We start from the raw sequence: 13,962 nt of genomic DNA, 5'->3' as shown, positions 1-13,962 counted from the left end.
AGGTCGGCCCGCCCCATGTGCGGCCGATCATGCCAGAGCGCAGAATCGTTGAGCGTTCCTTCAGCTTCACCCGGAGAAGAACTAAGTAGACCTTCACGATCTGTCGGGCGGACACTTCGGACATGACATCTCCCGCAGTCATGACATCTCCCGCGGCGTCCCGGCCGCGCCCCTTCGGCAGCGCTCTCTGCGCCATGATCACCCCGTTCACCGCCGACGGAGCCCTCGATCCGGAGGCCGCCGCCCGGCACGCCTCCGCCCTGGTCGCGGACGGCTGCGACGGGCTGGTGCTCAGCGGCACCACCGGCGAGTCACCGACCACCTCGGACGCCGAGAAGGTCACGCTGCTGCGCGCGGTGCGCGAGGCGGCAGGTCCGGACGTGCCGGTGATCGCGGGCATCGGCACCTCGGACACCCGGCACACCGTGGAACTGGCCCGGCAGGCGGAACGGGCGGGCGCCGACGGCCTGCTGGTCGTGACCCCGTACTACAGCCGGCCGCCGCAGGCCGCCGTCGAGGCGCACTTCAGGCGGGTCGCGGACGCGGCGGGCCTCCCGCTGATGCTGTACGACATCCCCGGCCGCACCGGCACCCGCATCGAACCCGAGACGGTGCTGCGGCTGGCGGAGCACCCGCGCGTCGTGGCGGTGAAGGACTGCTCGCAGGACCTGCTGGGCGCGACGAAGGTCATCGCGGCCACCTCGCTCGCCTACTACTCGGGCTGCGAGGAGCTGAATCTGCCGCTGTACGCGGTGGGCGGCGCGGGGTACGTCAGCACGGTGGCCAACGTGGCACCACGAGCGCTGCGGGCCGTGCTGGACGCGTTCGACGCCGGGGACACGGCGGGAGCGGCGCGGCTGAACGGGCTGCTGGCCCCGCTCGTCGAGCTGATGATGGCGTCCGGGCTGCCCGGCACGGTGACCGCGAAGGCGCTGCTGGACGCGGGGCCGGTCCGGGAACCGCTGCAGCCCGCCGGGCGCGAAGCGTCCGACGGGCTGCGAAGGGCGTACGGGGGACTCCTCGCCGCCGCTTAGCGTCTGTCCGGTGGATCAGGGTCGGATAGCCCCCGGCCCTGATCCACCGGACAGGCTCTAGTCGTTGCTGTGCAGGACGTCGTTGAGGCCGTCCCAGACCGCGTTGTTCGGGCGGGCCTCCACGGTGCCGGTCACCGAGTTGCGGCGGAAGAGGATGTTCGAGGCGCCGGAGAGCTCGCGCGCCTTGACGACCTGGCCGTCCGGCAGCGTGATCCGGGTGCCGGCGGTGACGTACAGACCGGCCTCGACGACGCACTCGTCGCCCAGCGCGATCCCGACCCCGGCCTCGGCGCCGACCAGGCAGCGCTCACCGATCACGATGCGCTCCTTGCCACCGCCGGAGAGCGTGCCCATGGTGGACGCGCCGCCGCCGATGTCGGAGCCGTTGCCGACGACGACGCCCGCGGAGATCCGGCCCTCGACCATGGAGGTGCCGAGGGTGCCGGCGTTGAAGTTGACGAAGCCCTCGTGCATGACGGTCGTGCCGGAGGCGAGGTGCGCGCCGAGCCGCACCCGGTCGGCGTCGGCGATCCGGACGCCCTTGGGCGCGACGTAGTCCGTCATGCGCGGGAACTTGTCGACCGAGGTGACCTGGAGGTGCAGGCCCTCGGCGCGGGCGTTCAGCCGCACCTTCTCCAGGTCGTCCACGGCGACCGGCCCGAGCGAGGTCCAGGCGACATTGGTGAGGAAACCGAAGATGCCGTCCAGGTTCTGCCCGTGCGGCTGGACGAGGCGGTGCGAGAGCAGGTGCAGCCGCAGGTACACGTCGTGCGTATCGAGCGGCTTGTCGTCGAGCGACGCGATGACCGTACGCACGGCGACGACCTCGACCCCGCGGCGGGCGTCCACGCCGATGGCCTTGGCGGCGCCCTCCCCGAGCAGGTTGACGGCGCGGTCGGGAGTGAGCCGCTCGGTCCCGGCCGGGCCGGGCTCCGCGGTGAGCTCGGGCGCGGGGAACCAGGTGTCGAGAACGGAACCGTCGCCGGCGATGGTGGCGAGGCCGGCGGCGACGGCGCCGGTGGTGCGGGTGGAAGTCGTGTCGGTCATGACCAGAACCTAACCGGCCGGGGCCCGCCCCGGCCAACCGGTCCCATCCTCCGGGCGTCGCGCCGGCCGCCGGCCGCGCGCAGCGCCCTGACCTCGGCGCGCCGGTGCCTGCCGATAAGGTCGGCGGCGATTCCGTACAGCCGGGGCCGGGCGCTCCCCCGGCCGGTGTCGAAGCGGGCGCGGGCCCGGAAGGCGACGAGGAAGGTGTCGGCGGTGGTGTCGTCGGCGGCACCCTCACCGAGCCGGCGGGCGGCGTAGCGGTGGATGTCGGCGGCGTACCGGTCGCAGAGCAGCGCGAAAGTCTCGGGCTGTTCCAGTGACCGGCTGACGACGGCCGCGTCGTCGTCTCTCGGTGGTCCGGTCACAGTGCCTCCGCCCTCTCCGGCTCCGTACGGGGTGGGTCACCTCCTGTTGCCCGAAGGGGCCTTGGGGGTTCACGCAGCCGCCGGGCCGCGAGCACGCCCACCCCGGCGCCGCAGGCCAGCACCGCGCAGGCGGGCCACAGGAGCGCGGGCGCGGTGGTGTAGAGCGCGCCGCCCAGCGGGGGTGCGAGCACCTGTCCGCTGATGGAGGCGCCCGCGTACAGGCTCTGGAACCGGCCCTGGGCGTGGGCGGGTGCCTGGTCCGCGACGTAGGCCGTGGCCGGGGTCTTGTAGAGGATCTCGCCCAGGGTCAGCGAGACCATCATCGTGACGGCGAACAGCGCCCCGGCGCCGGGGATCAGCACCGCGTAGCCGGCCCCGACCAGCAGCAGTCCGGTGCCTACGACGGCGAGCGGCGCCCGGTCGCGCAGCGCGTGGGCGGCGGGGAGTTCGAGGCAGAGGATGACGCCGCCGTTGACGGCGATGAGCCAGCCGTAGAACTGGGTGCCGTGGCCGTGGTCGGCCAGGAAGACGGGCAGGGTGGAGTACTGCTGGCGGTAGACCAGGTCGACGCAGACGATCGCGGCGAGGAGCACCGGTACCGCGGGCCTGGCCCGCAGTTCGCTCCGGAGCCCGGGGGCGTCCGGGCGGTGCACGGGACGGGAGTGCGCGGTGCCACGGGCGGGCAGGATGCGTGCCGCGTAAGCGGCGTACAGCAGGGTGCCGACGCCGTCGACGACGAAGAGCCAGTCGTACGAGAAGCGGGCGGCGATCAGCGCGCCGAGCGGCGGTCCGAGGGCGAAGCCCCCGTTGCCGGCGAACCGGGTCAGGGCGAAGCTCTGGCGCCGGCGGCCCTCGGGGACGGAGACCGCGACGAGCGCGGCGTTCGCGGCGCGCACCACCCCGGTCGCGTACTCGGCGAGCGGGAGCACGCCGTACAGGGCGGTGAGCGGCAGCAGCGGGAGGCCGACGAGCACCACCCCGCTGACGCAGGCGCCGGCCAGCAGCGCCCGTCGGTGCCCGTAGCGGTCGCCGAACCAGCCGCCGGTGAAGTTGCCCGCGACGAGTCCGAGGCCGCCGATACCGCTGAGCAGTCCGGCCTGGGCGACGGAGAGTCCGCGCGGCCCGGTCAGGTAGACGAAGAGATAGACGAAGGTGAAGCTCACCACGCCGTTGAAGAACGCGCCGAGGGCCAGCAGCCGCACCGTACGCGGCACCCCCCGCACCATCCCCGTTCCGGTACCCGTCCCCATGCCGATTCCCGCCCCGTCCCCGATTCCGCAGGCACCCACTCGTGAGTTCCTTTTGGGAACGGACTATGGCAGCATGCTTTCCGCAGGTCAATCCAGTTGAATGGCCGTCCGACGTGACGGAGGAACCCCATGCCCCAGCGAACCAGCCTGGCCGACGCCGACTGCGCGATCGCCCAGGCGCTCGACGTGGTCGGGGACTGGTGGACCCTGCTGATCGTGCGGGACGCGGCGCGCGGGGTGCACCGTTTCGACGCGCTCCAGCACGAGCTGGGCGTGTCCCGCAAGGTCCTGACGGAGCGGCTGCGGCTGCTGGTCGACGCGGACGTGCTGTCCCGGGAGCCGTACCAGGAGCGGCCCGCCCGGTACGAGTACCGGCTGACCCCGCGCGGCCGCGCCCTGCTGCCGGTACTGATCGCGCTCCAGGACTGGGGCGACGCGTGGGTGACGGGAGACGGGGCGACCATGGCCACCACACAGGAGTCCTCGCACGAGGCCGCGCGGGTGCGCGCACTGGTGGGCACCCGGGTGCCGGAGCTGAGCCTGCCGTTCCACACCGGGGGCGAGCACGACCCGGTGGCCGCGGCCACCCCGTACACCGTCCTGTACTTCTTCCCCGGCGCCTACGCCCGCGCGGAGTCCTATCCGCCGGGCTGGGCGGGCATTCCCGGCGCACGGGGCTGCACCCTCGAATCGTGCACGTACCGCGACCAGCTGGCCGAGTTCACGGCGGCGGGCGCGACGGTGCACGGCGTCTCCACCCAACGCCCGGACGAGCAGCGGGCGTTCGCGGAGGCGGAGCGGCTGCGCTTCCCGCTGCTGTCGGACGCGGAGCTGACGCTGACGGCGGCCCTGCGGCTGCCCACCTTCCGGGCGGCGGGGATCAGCCGGCTGAAGCGGCTGACGCTGGTGGTGGACCGGGACCGCACGGTCCGCGAGGCGCTGTATCCGATCACCGACATCGAAGAGAGCGTGCGGGCGGCACTGGCGGCGGTCCGCGGCGCGGACTGAGCACAGCCCCGCGGGCGCGGTGCCGCGCCGCCCGACGCCAGGCGCGTGCCCCCGACTCGGCCCAGCCCCGGCCGCGCCGGGTCACCCCGCGATCCGCCCCAGCATCTCCCGGGCGTACGCCTCGTCGTAGTCCCCGCCGGTGAGCAGGACCTGGAGGCAGATCCCGTCCATCAGCGCGACCAGCGCCCGTGCGGTGGCCGGACCGGTGCGCGCCGCGAGGAGTCCGGCCGTGCCGTCGGTCCACTCGGCGGCGACCGGCCGCAGCGCGGGCCTGCGCAGGGCGGCGAGGTACAGCTCGTACTCCAGCTCCGCCGGGCCCCGGCCGCAGCCGAAGAACTCCCCGAGCAGTCTGGCGAGTTCGGCCGCGAGGTCGGCGGCCGGGTCGGCGAGGGCGGCGCTGTCCCGCATGAGCGCGGCGAAGTTCTCGTTCGACCGGCGGAGCGCGGCGATCAGCAACTCGTCCAGCGAGGCGAAGTGATACGTCGTCGAGCCGAGCGGCACATCGGCCTCAGCGGCGACGGAGCGGTGGCTGAGCCCGGCGATGCCCTTGGCGCCGACCACTCGGATCGCCGCGTCGATGATCCGGGCGCGCCGCTCGGGGTCGTACCGCCGCACCATCAGTGCGCACCGCCCAGATTGAGCACCACCACACCGGCGATGACCAGCGCGATGCCCGCCACCTTGACCAGGTTGCCGGACTCCCCCATGAACAGGATTCCGATGACGGCGACGGCGGCGGTGCCGATGCCGGCCCAGATCGCGTACGCCGTGCCCATCGACAGGGTCTTGAGGGTCTGGGCGAGCAGCGAGAAGGCGAGCAGGTAGCCGACGACGGTGATCAGCGAGGGCCAGAGCCGGGTGAAACCCTCGCTGTACTTCATGGCGGTCGTCCCGGCCACCTCCGCCGCGATGGCCGCGGCCAGCAGTCCATATCCCATGTGTACGAGTGTACGCATCGGCGGGCGGGACATGTCCGGAGTCACCAGGACTCACCTGGCGCTACCGTGGTCCGTCCATGTACATGACCGAGGGACAGGCGGAACCGCAGTGGCGCAGGACGCAGGGTGGGGCGGCGGGCCGCAGGGCGCGTCGCACGGGGGCGCACCGCACGGGGGGACGCCCAACTGGGGCGGCTGGGGCGGCGGCTGGATGCCGCCCAGACCCGGGGTGATACCCCTGGGGCCGCTGAGGCTCGGGGACATACTCAACGGCGCGTTCTCCACCGTGGGCCGGCACGGCAAGCAGCTGTTCGGCATCGGCGCGGCCGCCTACGGCGGGGGGTTGGCCGTGATCGCGGCGGCGATCGCGATCGCCTACTCCGCCACGGCCGGCCATCTGGACCGGCTGGTCTCGCTCAGCGCCGACGAGGACGCCAGAACCGAGGACTGGGTACCGGTTTTGGTGGCCTTCTGCCTGATCGCCCTGGTGTGCCTGATCGCGGGTGTCCTCGCCACGGCCCTGATGTACGCGGCCGTGCCCTCGGTCCTCCAGCAAGCGGTGCTGGGCCGGCCGACCACCTTCTCCGCCGTCTGGCGCCGGGCCTGGGCACGGGTCCCCGCCGTGATCGGAACCGTCTTCCTGACCTCGCTGATCGCGATGGTCCCGCTCGTGCTCGCCTGGGCCGGGGTCGTCGCCCTCATCGTCGGCCTGACCGGCTCGGGCGGCGGGGGTGCCTCGGTCACGCTGATCATTATCGGCATCCTCGGCGCACTGGCGACCGCGCCGCTGGCGATCTGGCTCTGGGTGAAGTTCAGCCTGGCGCCCTCGGCCGCGGTCTTCGAGAACCAGGGCCCCATCGCCGCGATGCGCCGCTCGTCCGTGCTGGTGCGCGGGGACTGGTGGCGGATCCTCGGCATAAGCCTGCTGGCGGCTGCCATGGCCGCGGTCGCGAGCTATGTGATCCAGCTGCCGTTCACGTTCCTCGGCATGTTCTCGGGCATGCTCGGCTCGGCCAGCCTGAGCGACGACCCGAACGCGGCGTCGATCGTCATCGCCATGAGCGGCTACCTGCTGGCCCTGCTGGTCGGCCAGCTCGTCAGCCAGATGATCGTGGCCACGTTCCCGCCGCTGGTGACGGGCCTGCTGTACGTGGACCGCCGCATCCGCACCGAGAACCTGGGCCCGGTCCTCGCCGAGGCCGCCGCCGCACCGCCGCAGTACGCGGGCTGAGGCGGCCCTCGTGTTTGACCTTGACACGGTGACAAGGTCTTGACTGCCCGCCAAGGAGGTGGCCCCCATGGCGATCACAGGGCAGGGCACGAACACGGTTACGAGCACGGGTGGGGAGACGGACACGGCACGAGCGCTGCGGGGATTGGCGGACGAGCGTTCGTCGGTACGGCTGCGGGCGGCGCTCGCGGCCGGCACGGCTCCCGACCCGCGCTTCGTCGACGGACTCATCGAGCGATGCGCGGTCGAGCCGGAGTTCCTCGTTCGCGACATGCTGACCTGGGCGCTCACCCGGCACCCGGTACCCCTGACGCTTCCCGGGCTGCTCCGCGAACTCGGCTCGGAGCGCGCGCAGGCACGGAGCCAGGCGCTGCACACGCTGTCGAAGATCGGGGACCGTCAGGCGTGGCCGGCCATCAGCCTCGCGCTTCTGTGCGACGCCGACGACGACGTGGCGCGGACCGCCTGGCGGACGGCGGTCGCGCTCGTGCCGGAAGGCGGGGAATCCGCACTGGCCACGGTGCTGGCGACACAGCTCGGTCGCGGTGGGCGGGAGACGCAGCTGAGCCTGAGCCGGTCCCTGGTCGCGCTGGAGGAAGCGGCCGAGCCGGCCCTGCTCGCCGCGACCGCCACCCCGGAGCCGCGGGTGCGTGCGCACGCCATCGCCACCCAGCGGCTGTTGCGCGATCCGGACGCCGGATTCGAGTACGCGATCGAGGAGGCGAAGCGCGTCGTGGCCCTGGGCGGGTCCGGCCAGGAGGGATGATGAGGCGTGTTGATCGGTGAGGTCGCCCGGCGGTCCGGGGTCAGCGCCCGAATGCTCCGGCACTACGAGTCGCTGGGCCTGGTGAGCCCTTCCGGCCGCACCGGCTCCGGCTACCGGGAGTACTCCGGGCAGGACATCCGGCGGATCTTCCACATCGAGAGCCTGCGGTCACTGGGGCTGTCGCTGCGTGAGATCGGGCGCGCACTCGACGACCCCGGCTTCACGCCCTCGCTGCTCGTCGACGACCTCGTCCGCCAGACGCGCGAACGCATCGCGGCGGAGACCGAACTGCTCACGGTGCTGCGCCGGGTCGACGCCACGGACCCGGCCGGCTGGGACGACGTCCTTCGGGTCGTGGCCCTCCTGCGGGCGCTGGGCTCGAAGAACGCCGACGCGCGCCAGCGCGCGGCCCTGTCCTCGGGCGACGAGGTGCCGGTACCGGTGGAGGCCCTGGTGGAGGCGGCGCTGAGCGAGACGGAACCGAACGTCGCCGGAGCCATTCGCTGGGCGCTCGCACGCTCCGGCGACCGGGGTCCCGCGCTGCTGGCGGCGGGCCTCGACTCCCCGGAGGCGGCCGTGCGGGAGCGCGCCGTTCAGTCCCTCGCCGAGCTGCCCGGCGGTGAGGCCGCAGCGCGACTGCGGGACGCCCTCACCCACCCCGACGCCGTGGTGCGCGGGCACGCGGCGCCGGCACTCGGTGCACGCGGCGAGGCCGAGGCGGTTCCGACACTCATCGACATGATCGTGGAGGGAAGGAAAGACACGGACGCGGCCGACGCACTCGGCGTGCTGGCGCACGACACGGCCGAGGCGGACCGGATCGCCGCCGCTCTCGTCGACCGCCTCGCCGAGGACACCATGGAGGCGCCCGCACGCGGCCGGCTGACCCAGGCGCTGGCGGGCGTCCCCGGAACGAGGGCCTCACGTGCGCTGGTGGAGCTGGCGCGGGACGGGGACCGGGCTGTGGCCCTGACCGCGACGTACCTGCTTCAGCTGCGCGGCGAGGGGTGACCGGTCCGTCGCCGGGCCGAAATCGCCTTTCCCGGCCGACGGACGGCGGGCGACGTCTGCCACCCATGGACGCCGGGGCCGGCTACCGCACCCCGCGCGGCCGGAACTGAATGCTGATGCGCCCACCGGCGGTCCGGGCGGACTTGGGGATGGCGTGCTCCCAGGTCCGCTGGCAGGAGCCGCCCATCACGATCAGGTCGCCGTGACCCAGGGGCCGACGGACGGTCTCGCCACCGTGGAGGGGCCTGAGCAGCAGGTCGCGGGGCGCGCCGACGGAGAGGATGGCGACCATGGTGTCCTCGCGGGCACCCCGGCCGATGCGGTCGCCGTGCCAGGCCACGCTGTCGCGCCCGTCGCGGTAGTGGCACAGGCCGGCGGTCGTGAACTCCTCCCCCAGCTCCGCGGCGTAGTGCGCGGACAGGGACCGGCGCGCCTCATCGAGAACGGGGTGCGGCAGCGGTTCACCGGCCCGGTAGAAGGCGAGCAGCCGGGGCACGTCCACGACCCTCTCGTACATCTGCCGCCGTTCCGCCTTCCACGGAACGTCGGCGGCCAGCCGCTCGAACAGAACCCCTGCGCCACTCAGCCACCCCGGCAGCAGGTCGATCCAGGCCCCGTCCCCGAGGACCGTCCGCCGGATCCCGCCCAGCGGCCCCAGGGACACGTCGTCGCTCTGATCGAAGAGCGATCCCTGAAGCTGGTGCGTTGCCATGCGTCCAGTGTACGCATCAATCGAACATATGAGCTAATCAATGATCCCGCCCGTCTCGCCCGGAGCACGCGCACCAAAGCGACCGCCCCGCCCGCCGCCGAGTCCCGCCGAAGGCTCTGGACGGCGACCGGAACGAACTGGGTTCTATCCGATTTCGCCTCATACGACCGGGGAGCCTGATGTCCGAGCACACCCCGGACGCCGTGCCGGAGCCAAGCGGAACACGACAGGACGGTTGAGATGATCTTCGAACTCTCTCGCGATGAACTCATTCACACCTTTGGCGAGGAGCGAGTCCATCAAGCACCTTCAGATACGGCACGGGCGGCCGGCTTCAGCGGCGATGCCCTGACATTCCTCACGACGATCGGGCTGCCGGACAGCGAGTTCATCTCCGTTCCCCGGCTCAACGCAGAGGGCTTCGGATTCCGCGCCGTCCCGGTCGGCGAACTCGGCAGTACGTGGAACCTGCCCGCCGCCGCTGCCAACTGGGTCTTCCTCGGGAACTTCGAGGTCAGCGCCGTCGTGGTCGACACGCGATCAGGTGAGCTGCACCAACTCGCCGAAGGCGTCATGCGCCCGATCCCGCTTCACCGCGACCTCTCCTCGCTGGTCCACACCATGACGAGGCTGACAAGAATCGTCGCAAGCCTCCCAGAGGACTACGAGGACGACGAAGAGCTCATCGAAGCCCTGACAGAGTCCCTGGACACCTTCAGAAACGAGATCAGAAGCAAGGATCCCCGCCCCTTCGGTGACGAGCACTCCGAGTGGGTCGAGATCATCACCGACATCGGAGCCGGCATCCGGGGCCTGGGGCAATAGCGCGTCTCACGGCAGGCGGAGACCCGGTCTGCTGGGACGGCACGGGACGGGGCAACCGCCGAGCGGTCAGGCAGTGCCGAACTTCCCGGCCTTGACGCCCGCAATGAAGGATGCGAACGAACCGGCGGCGACAATCAGGAGCGGACCGGTCGAACGCTTGGAGTCACGGACGGGGACGACACCGTGCGAAGCGATGAGGTTGGCGGCAACCTCGATGCACTGACCACCGTTGTCGCTGTACGAGGACGTGATCCAGCGGGGGGATTCGTTCACCACGCAGTGCCCTTTCGCAACTGGCCAATCGTGCCCGGAGCCGGCCCCCGGCCCGTAGTTGATGGTAGTGCGACATCGCGACAGCGTCACCGGGGCCACGATCCTCCGACACGCGGCGGTGGCAGTCCAACGGAGTGATGATGCGACAGGCGGAACGGACACCAGCGCGGTGTTGCCGACTTTGCTACGGCAGTGGTCAGACCGTGCCGAACTCGTCAGCCTTGACGCCCGCAACGAAGGACGCGAACGAACCGACGGCGACGTTCACCACCGGACCGGCCAGACTCTTGGAGTCACGGACGGGGACGATGCCACGCGAGGCGGCGAGGTTGGTGGCGACCTCGACGCACTGACCACCATTGTTGCTGTAGGAGGACGTGAACCAGCGGGGGGATTCGTTCACCACGGAGTGCCCTTTCGCAACTGGCCAATCGTGCCCGGAACCGGCCCCCGGACCGTAGTTGATGGTAGTGCGACATCGCGACAGCGTCACCGGGGCCGCGATCCTCCGACACGCGGCGGTGGCACTCTAACGGGCGGCAGCGGTCACACCGTGCCGAACCCGTCACCCTTGACGCCAGCAACAAAGGACGCGAACGACCCGACGGCGACTTTCACCACCGGACCGGCCAGACTCTTGGAATCACGGATGGGAACGACACCGCGCGAAGCGATGAGGTTGGCGGCGACCTCCACGCAGGCGCCACCGTTCTCGCTGTACGAGGACTTGAACCAGCGGGGGGATTCGTTCGCCACGGAGTGCCCTTTCCTAACCGGTCGATCGTGCCCACGGACGCCGCCCGAGGCCCCGCCTCGGGCGATAGCCGATGGTACGACAGTCCTTAGGAGGGGCGCCCGCCGAAATACCAGCTGTGCACCTCGATGGCTGCATACCGACCCTGGGTCAGGATGGCGCGCGCCGTGTCCGCGTCCGGCGCCCGGACGAGCGCTGCCGTGCCCAGCCAGACGGCCCCGTCGTCGGACAGCAGTGGGCCGTAGGCGATCAGCTCGTCCCGGTCGGGCGGCAGCGCGACGTCTGCGGCCTGCCCCGTGCCCAGGCCGAGGACCAGGTACCGGTCTTCGCCTTCCCGCCCGCCGGGAAAGTCCCACATGGTGCGTCCGAGCATGTTGCGCCACCGTCGCAACAGCACGTCCCGGTAGGCCCCGGCCTGGTAGTTCGGCTCGTCGAAGGCGAACGCACGGGCAGCGGCGGGATCGGGAAGATCGAGGACGTGCACGCTTCCGGTGAGGGTTTCACGGTCGTCGGAGAAGGTCGGACCCCGGGCGATCATCTCTTTCGCATACTGGTCCATATAGGCCCAATGCTCTTCCGACAGCTCCTCGCGAAGCGCCAAGGAGCCGGGCCGGTCACGGTGGTAGCAGAGAAAGTCCATACTTGATGATCTCTTCAACGACGCGTTCAGGTCGAGCGGGTTTGCCCGCCGAGGAGGAGCCGGCCGTGGCCGCCACACCCCGGCTCAGTTCCCCCTCGGCAACTCGCTGTCGTAGGCCAACCCGGACTCCGGACGGGTCAGACGGTGCCGAATGCGCCAGCGCTGACGCCTGCGACGAAGGATTCGAACGAACCGACGGCGACGTTCAGGACCGGGCCGGTCGGGCTCTTGGAGTCACGGACGGGGACTACGCCGCGCAAGGCAACGAGGTTGGTGGCGACCTCGATGCACTGGCCGCCGTTGCCGCTGTATGAGGACTTGAACCAGCGGGGAGATTCGGTCGTCACGGAGTGCCCTTTCGTAACTGCTCGATCATGGCCACGGATGCCGCCTGAGAGAGCGCTTCGGCCTGTAGCTGATGGTAGGCCATCAACATGGGCAGCACGAAGGCCGTTTCACGCTCGAAATGCCCCCGCTGGGCCGACTCCGCATAGGACATGAGGGAGCGGTCCGGCATCGTGAGCACGGTGATGGGCAGGCTGAACGGTCGCCGCGCCCCCATGGAGAACGGCGCCACTTGCAACACAGTGTTCGGCCGCTCAGCAAACGCCAACAGGCGGTCTAACTGCGCTTTCATGATCGCGGGATCACCCATCGGTCGACGAATACAGCTCTCGTCGAGCACAGCAAAGATCAAGGGCGACGGAATGCGGGCAAGCGCGGCCTGTCTCCGCACCACAAGCTCCACTCGTTCGTCGGCCTGTTCAGGGGTGATTGCTTCACGTCGGACCGCATCGGCTTCCAGCGTTGCCGCGTACTCCGGCGTCTGGAGCAGACCAGGAACGACACCCACTTCGTACAGCCGGATCTCCGTGGCACGTGCCTCATGCGCAACGTACTCCGGAAACCCTTCAAGTAATGCCGTGTACCTCACCGCCCGACTCAAGCGTTCGAATCGCTCTCCTGTACCGAACACCCTGTCAGCACTCCTCGCAAAATGAAGAGTTGGCGGGCGACGACCAGTTTCAACGGCAGAAATATGTGTACCTGAGCACCCCATACGCTCGGCGAGCTCATCCTGTGTCCAACCTCGCGCATCCCGCAGCGTACGGAGAAGCTGACCGAAGCGCGCACTGGGGGACTTATCCGGGTCCAGTTCCTTCCGATTCACCATGCGGAAACCCAACTCCTCACTCAGTTACTGCAAGTTGAACCGGTTCCAACCCTAGGCCACGCTGAACGCCCTTGGTAGTGGAGCGACTACAGAGAGGTGCGGCGATGCCTGAAAAGAAGCGCGCCCAACCCCCGCCCGCCGGGGCAATCCTGGTGGACCGGGGCCGTAACGACCGCGTCGGGGAGTTCCGAGGGGTTTCCGGCCCCTACTGGTCGCTGCGGCCGATCGGCGGGGGTCCCGAGTGGGAGGCCATCCCCGCGTACGTCCGGCCCGCCACCCGCGACGAGCGGCTCCGCGCCCGTACCGCGTACGAGAACGCCAGGAGCCGGGGGGAGGTGGCATGAACTCCAGCAGTGAAGCCGAGTGCCGTGAGTGCCATGAACTCGATGTGGCCGAGGCCGAGGCCCGGCGCGTGAGGGACGAGAGCCGGGCGACCGACTGCCGGGTGCTGCGCAGGCGGCATCTCGCCGCCGAGCACGGGGAACGGCCGTGAAGCCGCACCCGGGCGGGGAGCGTGCCGCGTGACCGGTGCGGGATACGCGGTGGAGGTCACCGCGACGACCGGGCAGCGCGCCGTTTCGCTCGCCGGGGCCGTGGTGAGGAATCGCCGGCTCGCCCTACGGTGGCTGCGGCGGCAGGCGCTCCGTCTCGGGGACGGGTGTGACGCCGTGTGGGGCTCCGCGTGGTCCGGCGGCGGGAGGGACCTGCGGTCCGTGATCCGTCAGAGCTCCGGTGTGCGGGACGCGCTCCGGAGCTGGAGCGACGACCTCGGCCAGCAGGATCACGCCATGGCCCGGCTGGAGTCCGGGTGCCCCGACCTGTTCACCGTGGTCGACCCCGCCCTCGGCCTCCTGGTGACGTTCGCCGGGCGGCGCGTGCGGTCGGGGCGGGCAGAGGACGGCAGACGAAACGGCCGTGCTCACCGGGCGGACCG

19 protein-coding genes and 1 pseudogene are annotated in these 13,962 nt (G+C 71.0%); 8 read left to right on the top strand and 12 right to left on the bottom strand.

The window, feature by feature from the left end:
* The first annotated feature begins 140 nt into the window (after positions 1-140).
* Positions 141-1,034 (top strand): 4-hydroxy-tetrahydrodipicolinate synthase, encoded by an 894-nt coding sequence (gene dapA / locus ACIP89_RS06245; RefSeq protein WP_401925973.1) that lies wholly within the window; start codon positions 141-143, stop codon positions 1,032-1,034.
* A 57-nt stretch (positions 1,035-1,091) separates the two neighbouring features.
* Here dapA and dapD read toward each other — a convergent pair whose 3' ends face one another.
* The 3 genes and pseudogenes from dapD to ACIP89_RS06230 all read right to left on the bottom strand — a co-directional run bounded on the left by dapD (position 1,092) and on the right by ACIP89_RS06230 (position 3,696).
* Entirely contained in the window at positions 1,092-2,081 is a 990-nt protein-coding gene (gene dapD, locus ACIP89_RS06240; protein WP_401923352.1) for a 2,3,4,5-tetrahydropyridine-2,6-dicarboxylate N-succinyltransferase, read from the bottom strand.
* 74 nt (positions 2,082-2,155) lie between these two features.
* Positions 2,156-2,446: pseudogene (locus tag ACIP89_RS06235) on the bottom strand (RNA polymerase sigma factor); the annotation flags it as partial.
* Positions 2,443-3,696, bottom strand: coding sequence for an MFS transporter (locus tag ACIP89_RS06230; RefSeq protein WP_402113307.1), 1,254 nt, complete (start codon positions 3,694-3,696; stop codon positions 2,443-2,445). The pseudogene ACIP89_RS06235 and the gene ACIP89_RS06230, both read right to left, overlap by 4 nt.
* Before the next feature lie 129 nt (positions 3,697-3,825).
* Between ACIP89_RS06230 and ACIP89_RS06225 the strand changes: the two genes are divergently transcribed.
* Positions 3,826-4,704: a winged helix-turn-helix transcriptional regulator gene (locus ACIP89_RS06225; protein WP_402113305.1), complete on the top strand. Its 879-nt coding sequence runs from the start codon at positions 3,826-3,828 to the stop codon at positions 4,702-4,704.
* Positions 4,705-4,785: 81 nt separating this feature from the next.
* Here ACIP89_RS06225 and ACIP89_RS06220 read toward each other — a convergent pair whose 3' ends face one another.
* Positions 4,786-5,322, bottom strand: coding sequence for a TetR/AcrR family transcriptional regulator (locus ACIP89_RS06220; protein WP_402113303.1), 537 nt, complete (start codon positions 5,320-5,322; stop codon positions 4,786-4,788).
* Positions 5,322-5,642, bottom strand: a complete 321-nt coding sequence (locus ACIP89_RS06215) for a multidrug efflux SMR transporter (RefSeq protein ID WP_024494376.1) — start codon at positions 5,640-5,642, stop codon at positions 5,322-5,324. The genes ACIP89_RS06220 and ACIP89_RS06215 overlap by 1 nt, the downstream gene beginning before the upstream one ends.
* A 211-nt stretch (positions 5,643-5,853) precedes the next feature.
* On the opposite strand from ACIP89_RS06215, the gene ACIP89_RS06210 reads away from it, so the two are divergent.
* The 3 genes from ACIP89_RS06210 to ACIP89_RS06200 all read left to right on the top strand — a co-directional run bounded on the left by ACIP89_RS06210 (position 5,854) and on the right by ACIP89_RS06200 (position 8,650).
* On the top strand, positions 5,854-6,873 hold the full coding sequence (locus ACIP89_RS06210) for a hypothetical protein (RefSeq protein ID WP_402113502.1): 1,020 nt from the start codon (positions 5,854-5,856) through the stop codon (positions 6,871-6,873).
* A 67-nt stretch (positions 6,874-6,940) separates the two neighbouring features.
* Positions 6,941-7,639, top strand: a complete 699-nt coding sequence (locus tag ACIP89_RS06205; RefSeq protein ID WP_402113302.1) for a HEAT repeat domain-containing protein — start codon at positions 6,941-6,943, stop codon at positions 7,637-7,639.
* 6 nt (positions 7,640-7,645) lie between these two features.
* Complete coding sequence (locus tag ACIP89_RS06200) at positions 7,646-8,650, top strand: MerR family transcriptional regulator (protein WP_402113300.1); 1,005 nt, start codon at positions 7,646-7,648, stop codon at positions 8,648-8,650.
* 82 nt (positions 8,651-8,732) lie between these two features.
* On the opposite strand, the gene ACIP89_RS06195 is transcribed toward ACIP89_RS06200, so the two are convergent.
* Positions 8,733-9,362 carry an alpha-ketoglutarate-dependent dioxygenase AlkB gene (locus tag ACIP89_RS06195; RefSeq protein WP_402113298.1) on the bottom strand — a complete coding sequence of 210 codons (630 nt, stop codon included), beginning with the start codon at positions 9,360-9,362 and terminating at the stop codon, positions 8,733-8,735.
* A gap of 240 nt (positions 9,363-9,602) precedes the next feature.
* Here ACIP89_RS06195 and ACIP89_RS06190 point away from each other — a divergent pair, with 240 nt between their 5' ends.
* Complete coding sequence (locus ACIP89_RS06190; RefSeq protein WP_402113297.1) at positions 9,603-10,187, top strand: SUKH-4 family immunity protein; 585 nt, start codon at positions 9,603-9,605, stop codon at positions 10,185-10,187.
* Positions 10,188-10,253: 66 nt separating this feature from the next.
* Here the strand turns inward: ACIP89_RS06190 and ACIP89_RS06185 are convergent, their stop codons facing one another.
* From ACIP89_RS06185 to ACIP89_RS06160, 6 genes are all read right to left on the bottom strand, one after another.
* The gene (locus ACIP89_RS06185) at positions 10,254-10,463 is read right to left on the bottom strand and encodes a DUF397 domain-containing protein (RefSeq protein WP_401923331.1); all 210 of its coding nucleotides are present in this window, start codon (positions 10,461-10,463) and stop codon (positions 10,254-10,256) included.
* Positions 10,464-10,656: 193 nt separating this feature from the next.
* Positions 10,657-10,866: a DUF397 domain-containing protein gene (locus tag ACIP89_RS06180; RefSeq protein WP_401923329.1), complete on the bottom strand. Its 210-nt coding sequence runs from the start codon at positions 10,864-10,866 to the stop codon at positions 10,657-10,659.
* A 140-nt stretch (positions 10,867-11,006) separates the two neighbouring features.
* The gene (locus tag ACIP89_RS06175; RefSeq protein ID WP_402113295.1) at positions 11,007-11,216 is read right to left on the bottom strand and encodes a DUF397 domain-containing protein; all 210 of its coding nucleotides are present in this window, start codon (positions 11,214-11,216) and stop codon (positions 11,007-11,009) included.
* Positions 11,217-11,302: 86 nt separating this feature from the next.
* Positions 11,303-11,854, bottom strand: a complete 552-nt coding sequence (locus ACIP89_RS06170; RefSeq protein WP_402113293.1) for a YciI family protein — start codon at positions 11,852-11,854, stop codon at positions 11,303-11,305.
* 137 nt (positions 11,855-11,991) lie between these two features.
* Positions 11,992-12,201 carry a DUF397 domain-containing protein gene (locus tag ACIP89_RS06165; RefSeq protein ID WP_401923323.1) on the bottom strand — a complete coding sequence of 70 codons (210 nt, stop codon included), beginning with the start codon at positions 12,199-12,201 and terminating at the stop codon, positions 11,992-11,994.
* Positions 12,198-13,028 carry a Scr1 family TA system antitoxin-like transcriptional regulator gene (locus tag ACIP89_RS06160; RefSeq protein WP_401923321.1) on the bottom strand — a complete coding sequence of 277 codons (831 nt, stop codon included), beginning with the start codon at positions 13,026-13,028 and terminating at the stop codon, positions 12,198-12,200. Before ACIP89_RS06160 ends, ACIP89_RS06165 begins: the two co-directional genes overlap by 4 nt.
* A gap of 104 nt (positions 13,029-13,132) precedes the next feature.
* On the opposite strand from ACIP89_RS06160, the gene ACIP89_RS06155 reads away from it, so the two are divergent.
* Positions 13,133-13,372 carry a hypothetical protein gene (locus tag ACIP89_RS06155; protein ID WP_402113291.1) on the top strand — a complete coding sequence of 80 codons (240 nt, stop codon included), beginning with the start codon at positions 13,133-13,135 and terminating at the stop codon, positions 13,370-13,372.
* The gene (locus ACIP89_RS06150; protein WP_401923317.1) at positions 13,369-13,521 is read left to right on the top strand and encodes a hypothetical protein; all 153 of its coding nucleotides are present in this window, start codon (positions 13,369-13,371) and stop codon (positions 13,519-13,521) included. The genes ACIP89_RS06155 and ACIP89_RS06150 overlap by 4 nt, the downstream gene beginning before the upstream one ends.
* Positions 13,522-13,962: the final 441 nt, after the last annotated feature.

This window comes from Streptomyces sp. NPDC088730 (assembly GCF_044751215.1).
Classification (GTDB): Bacteria; Actinomycetota; Actinomycetes; order Streptomycetales; family Streptomycetaceae; genus Streptomyces.
This window is presented reverse-complemented; position numbering and strand designations above follow the sequence as displayed.

Excerpts from the sequence above, each read along its gene's own strand:
- dapA (WP_401925973.1), top strand. The coding sequence starts at position 141 with ATGACATCTCCCGCGGCGTCCCGGCCGCGCCCCTTCGGCAGCGCTCTC.
- dapD (WP_401923352.1), bottom strand. The coding sequence starts at position 2,081 with ATGACCGACACGACTTCCACCCGCACCACCGGCGCCGTCGCCGCCGGC.
- ACIP89_RS06230 (WP_402113307.1), bottom strand. The coding sequence starts at position 3,696 with ATGGGGACGGGTACCGGAACGGGGATGGTGCGGGGGGTGCCGCGTACG.
- ACIP89_RS06225 (WP_402113305.1), top strand. The coding sequence starts at position 3,826 with ATGCCCCAGCGAACCAGCCTGGCCGACGCCGACTGCGCGATCGCCCAG.
- ACIP89_RS06220 (WP_402113303.1), bottom strand. The coding sequence starts at position 5,322 with ATGGTGCGGCGGTACGACCCCGAGCGGCGCGCCCGGATCATCGACGCG.
- ACIP89_RS06215 (WP_024494376.1), bottom strand. The coding sequence starts at position 5,642 with ATGGGATATGGACTGCTGGCCGCGGCCATCGCGGCGGAGGTGGCCGGG.
- ACIP89_RS06210 (WP_402113502.1), top strand. The coding sequence starts at position 5,854 with ATGCCGCCCAGACCCGGGGTGATACCCCTGGGGCCGCTGAGGCTCGGG.
- ACIP89_RS06205 (WP_402113302.1), top strand. The coding sequence starts at position 6,941 with ATGGCGATCACAGGGCAGGGCACGAACACGGTTACGAGCACGGGTGGG.
- ACIP89_RS06195 (WP_402113298.1), bottom strand. The coding sequence starts at position 9,362 with ATGGCAACGCACCAGCTTCAGGGATCGCTCTTCGATCAGAGCGACGAC.
- ACIP89_RS06190 (WP_402113297.1), top strand. The coding sequence starts at position 9,603 with ATGATCTTCGAACTCTCTCGCGATGAACTCATTCACACCTTTGGCGAG.
- ACIP89_RS06170 (WP_402113293.1), bottom strand. The coding sequence starts at position 11,854 with ATGGACTTTCTCTGCTACCACCGTGACCGGCCCGGCTCCTTGGCGCTT.
- ACIP89_RS06160 (WP_401923321.1), bottom strand. The coding sequence starts at position 13,028 with ATGGTGAATCGGAAGGAACTGGACCCGGATAAGTCCCCCAGTGCGCGC.
- ACIP89_RS06155 (WP_402113291.1), top strand. The coding sequence starts at position 13,133 with ATGCCTGAAAAGAAGCGCGCCCAACCCCCGCCCGCCGGGGCAATCCTG.
- ACIP89_RS06150 (WP_401923317.1), top strand. The coding sequence starts at position 13,369 with ATGAACTCCAGCAGTGAAGCCGAGTGCCGTGAGTGCCATGAACTCGAT.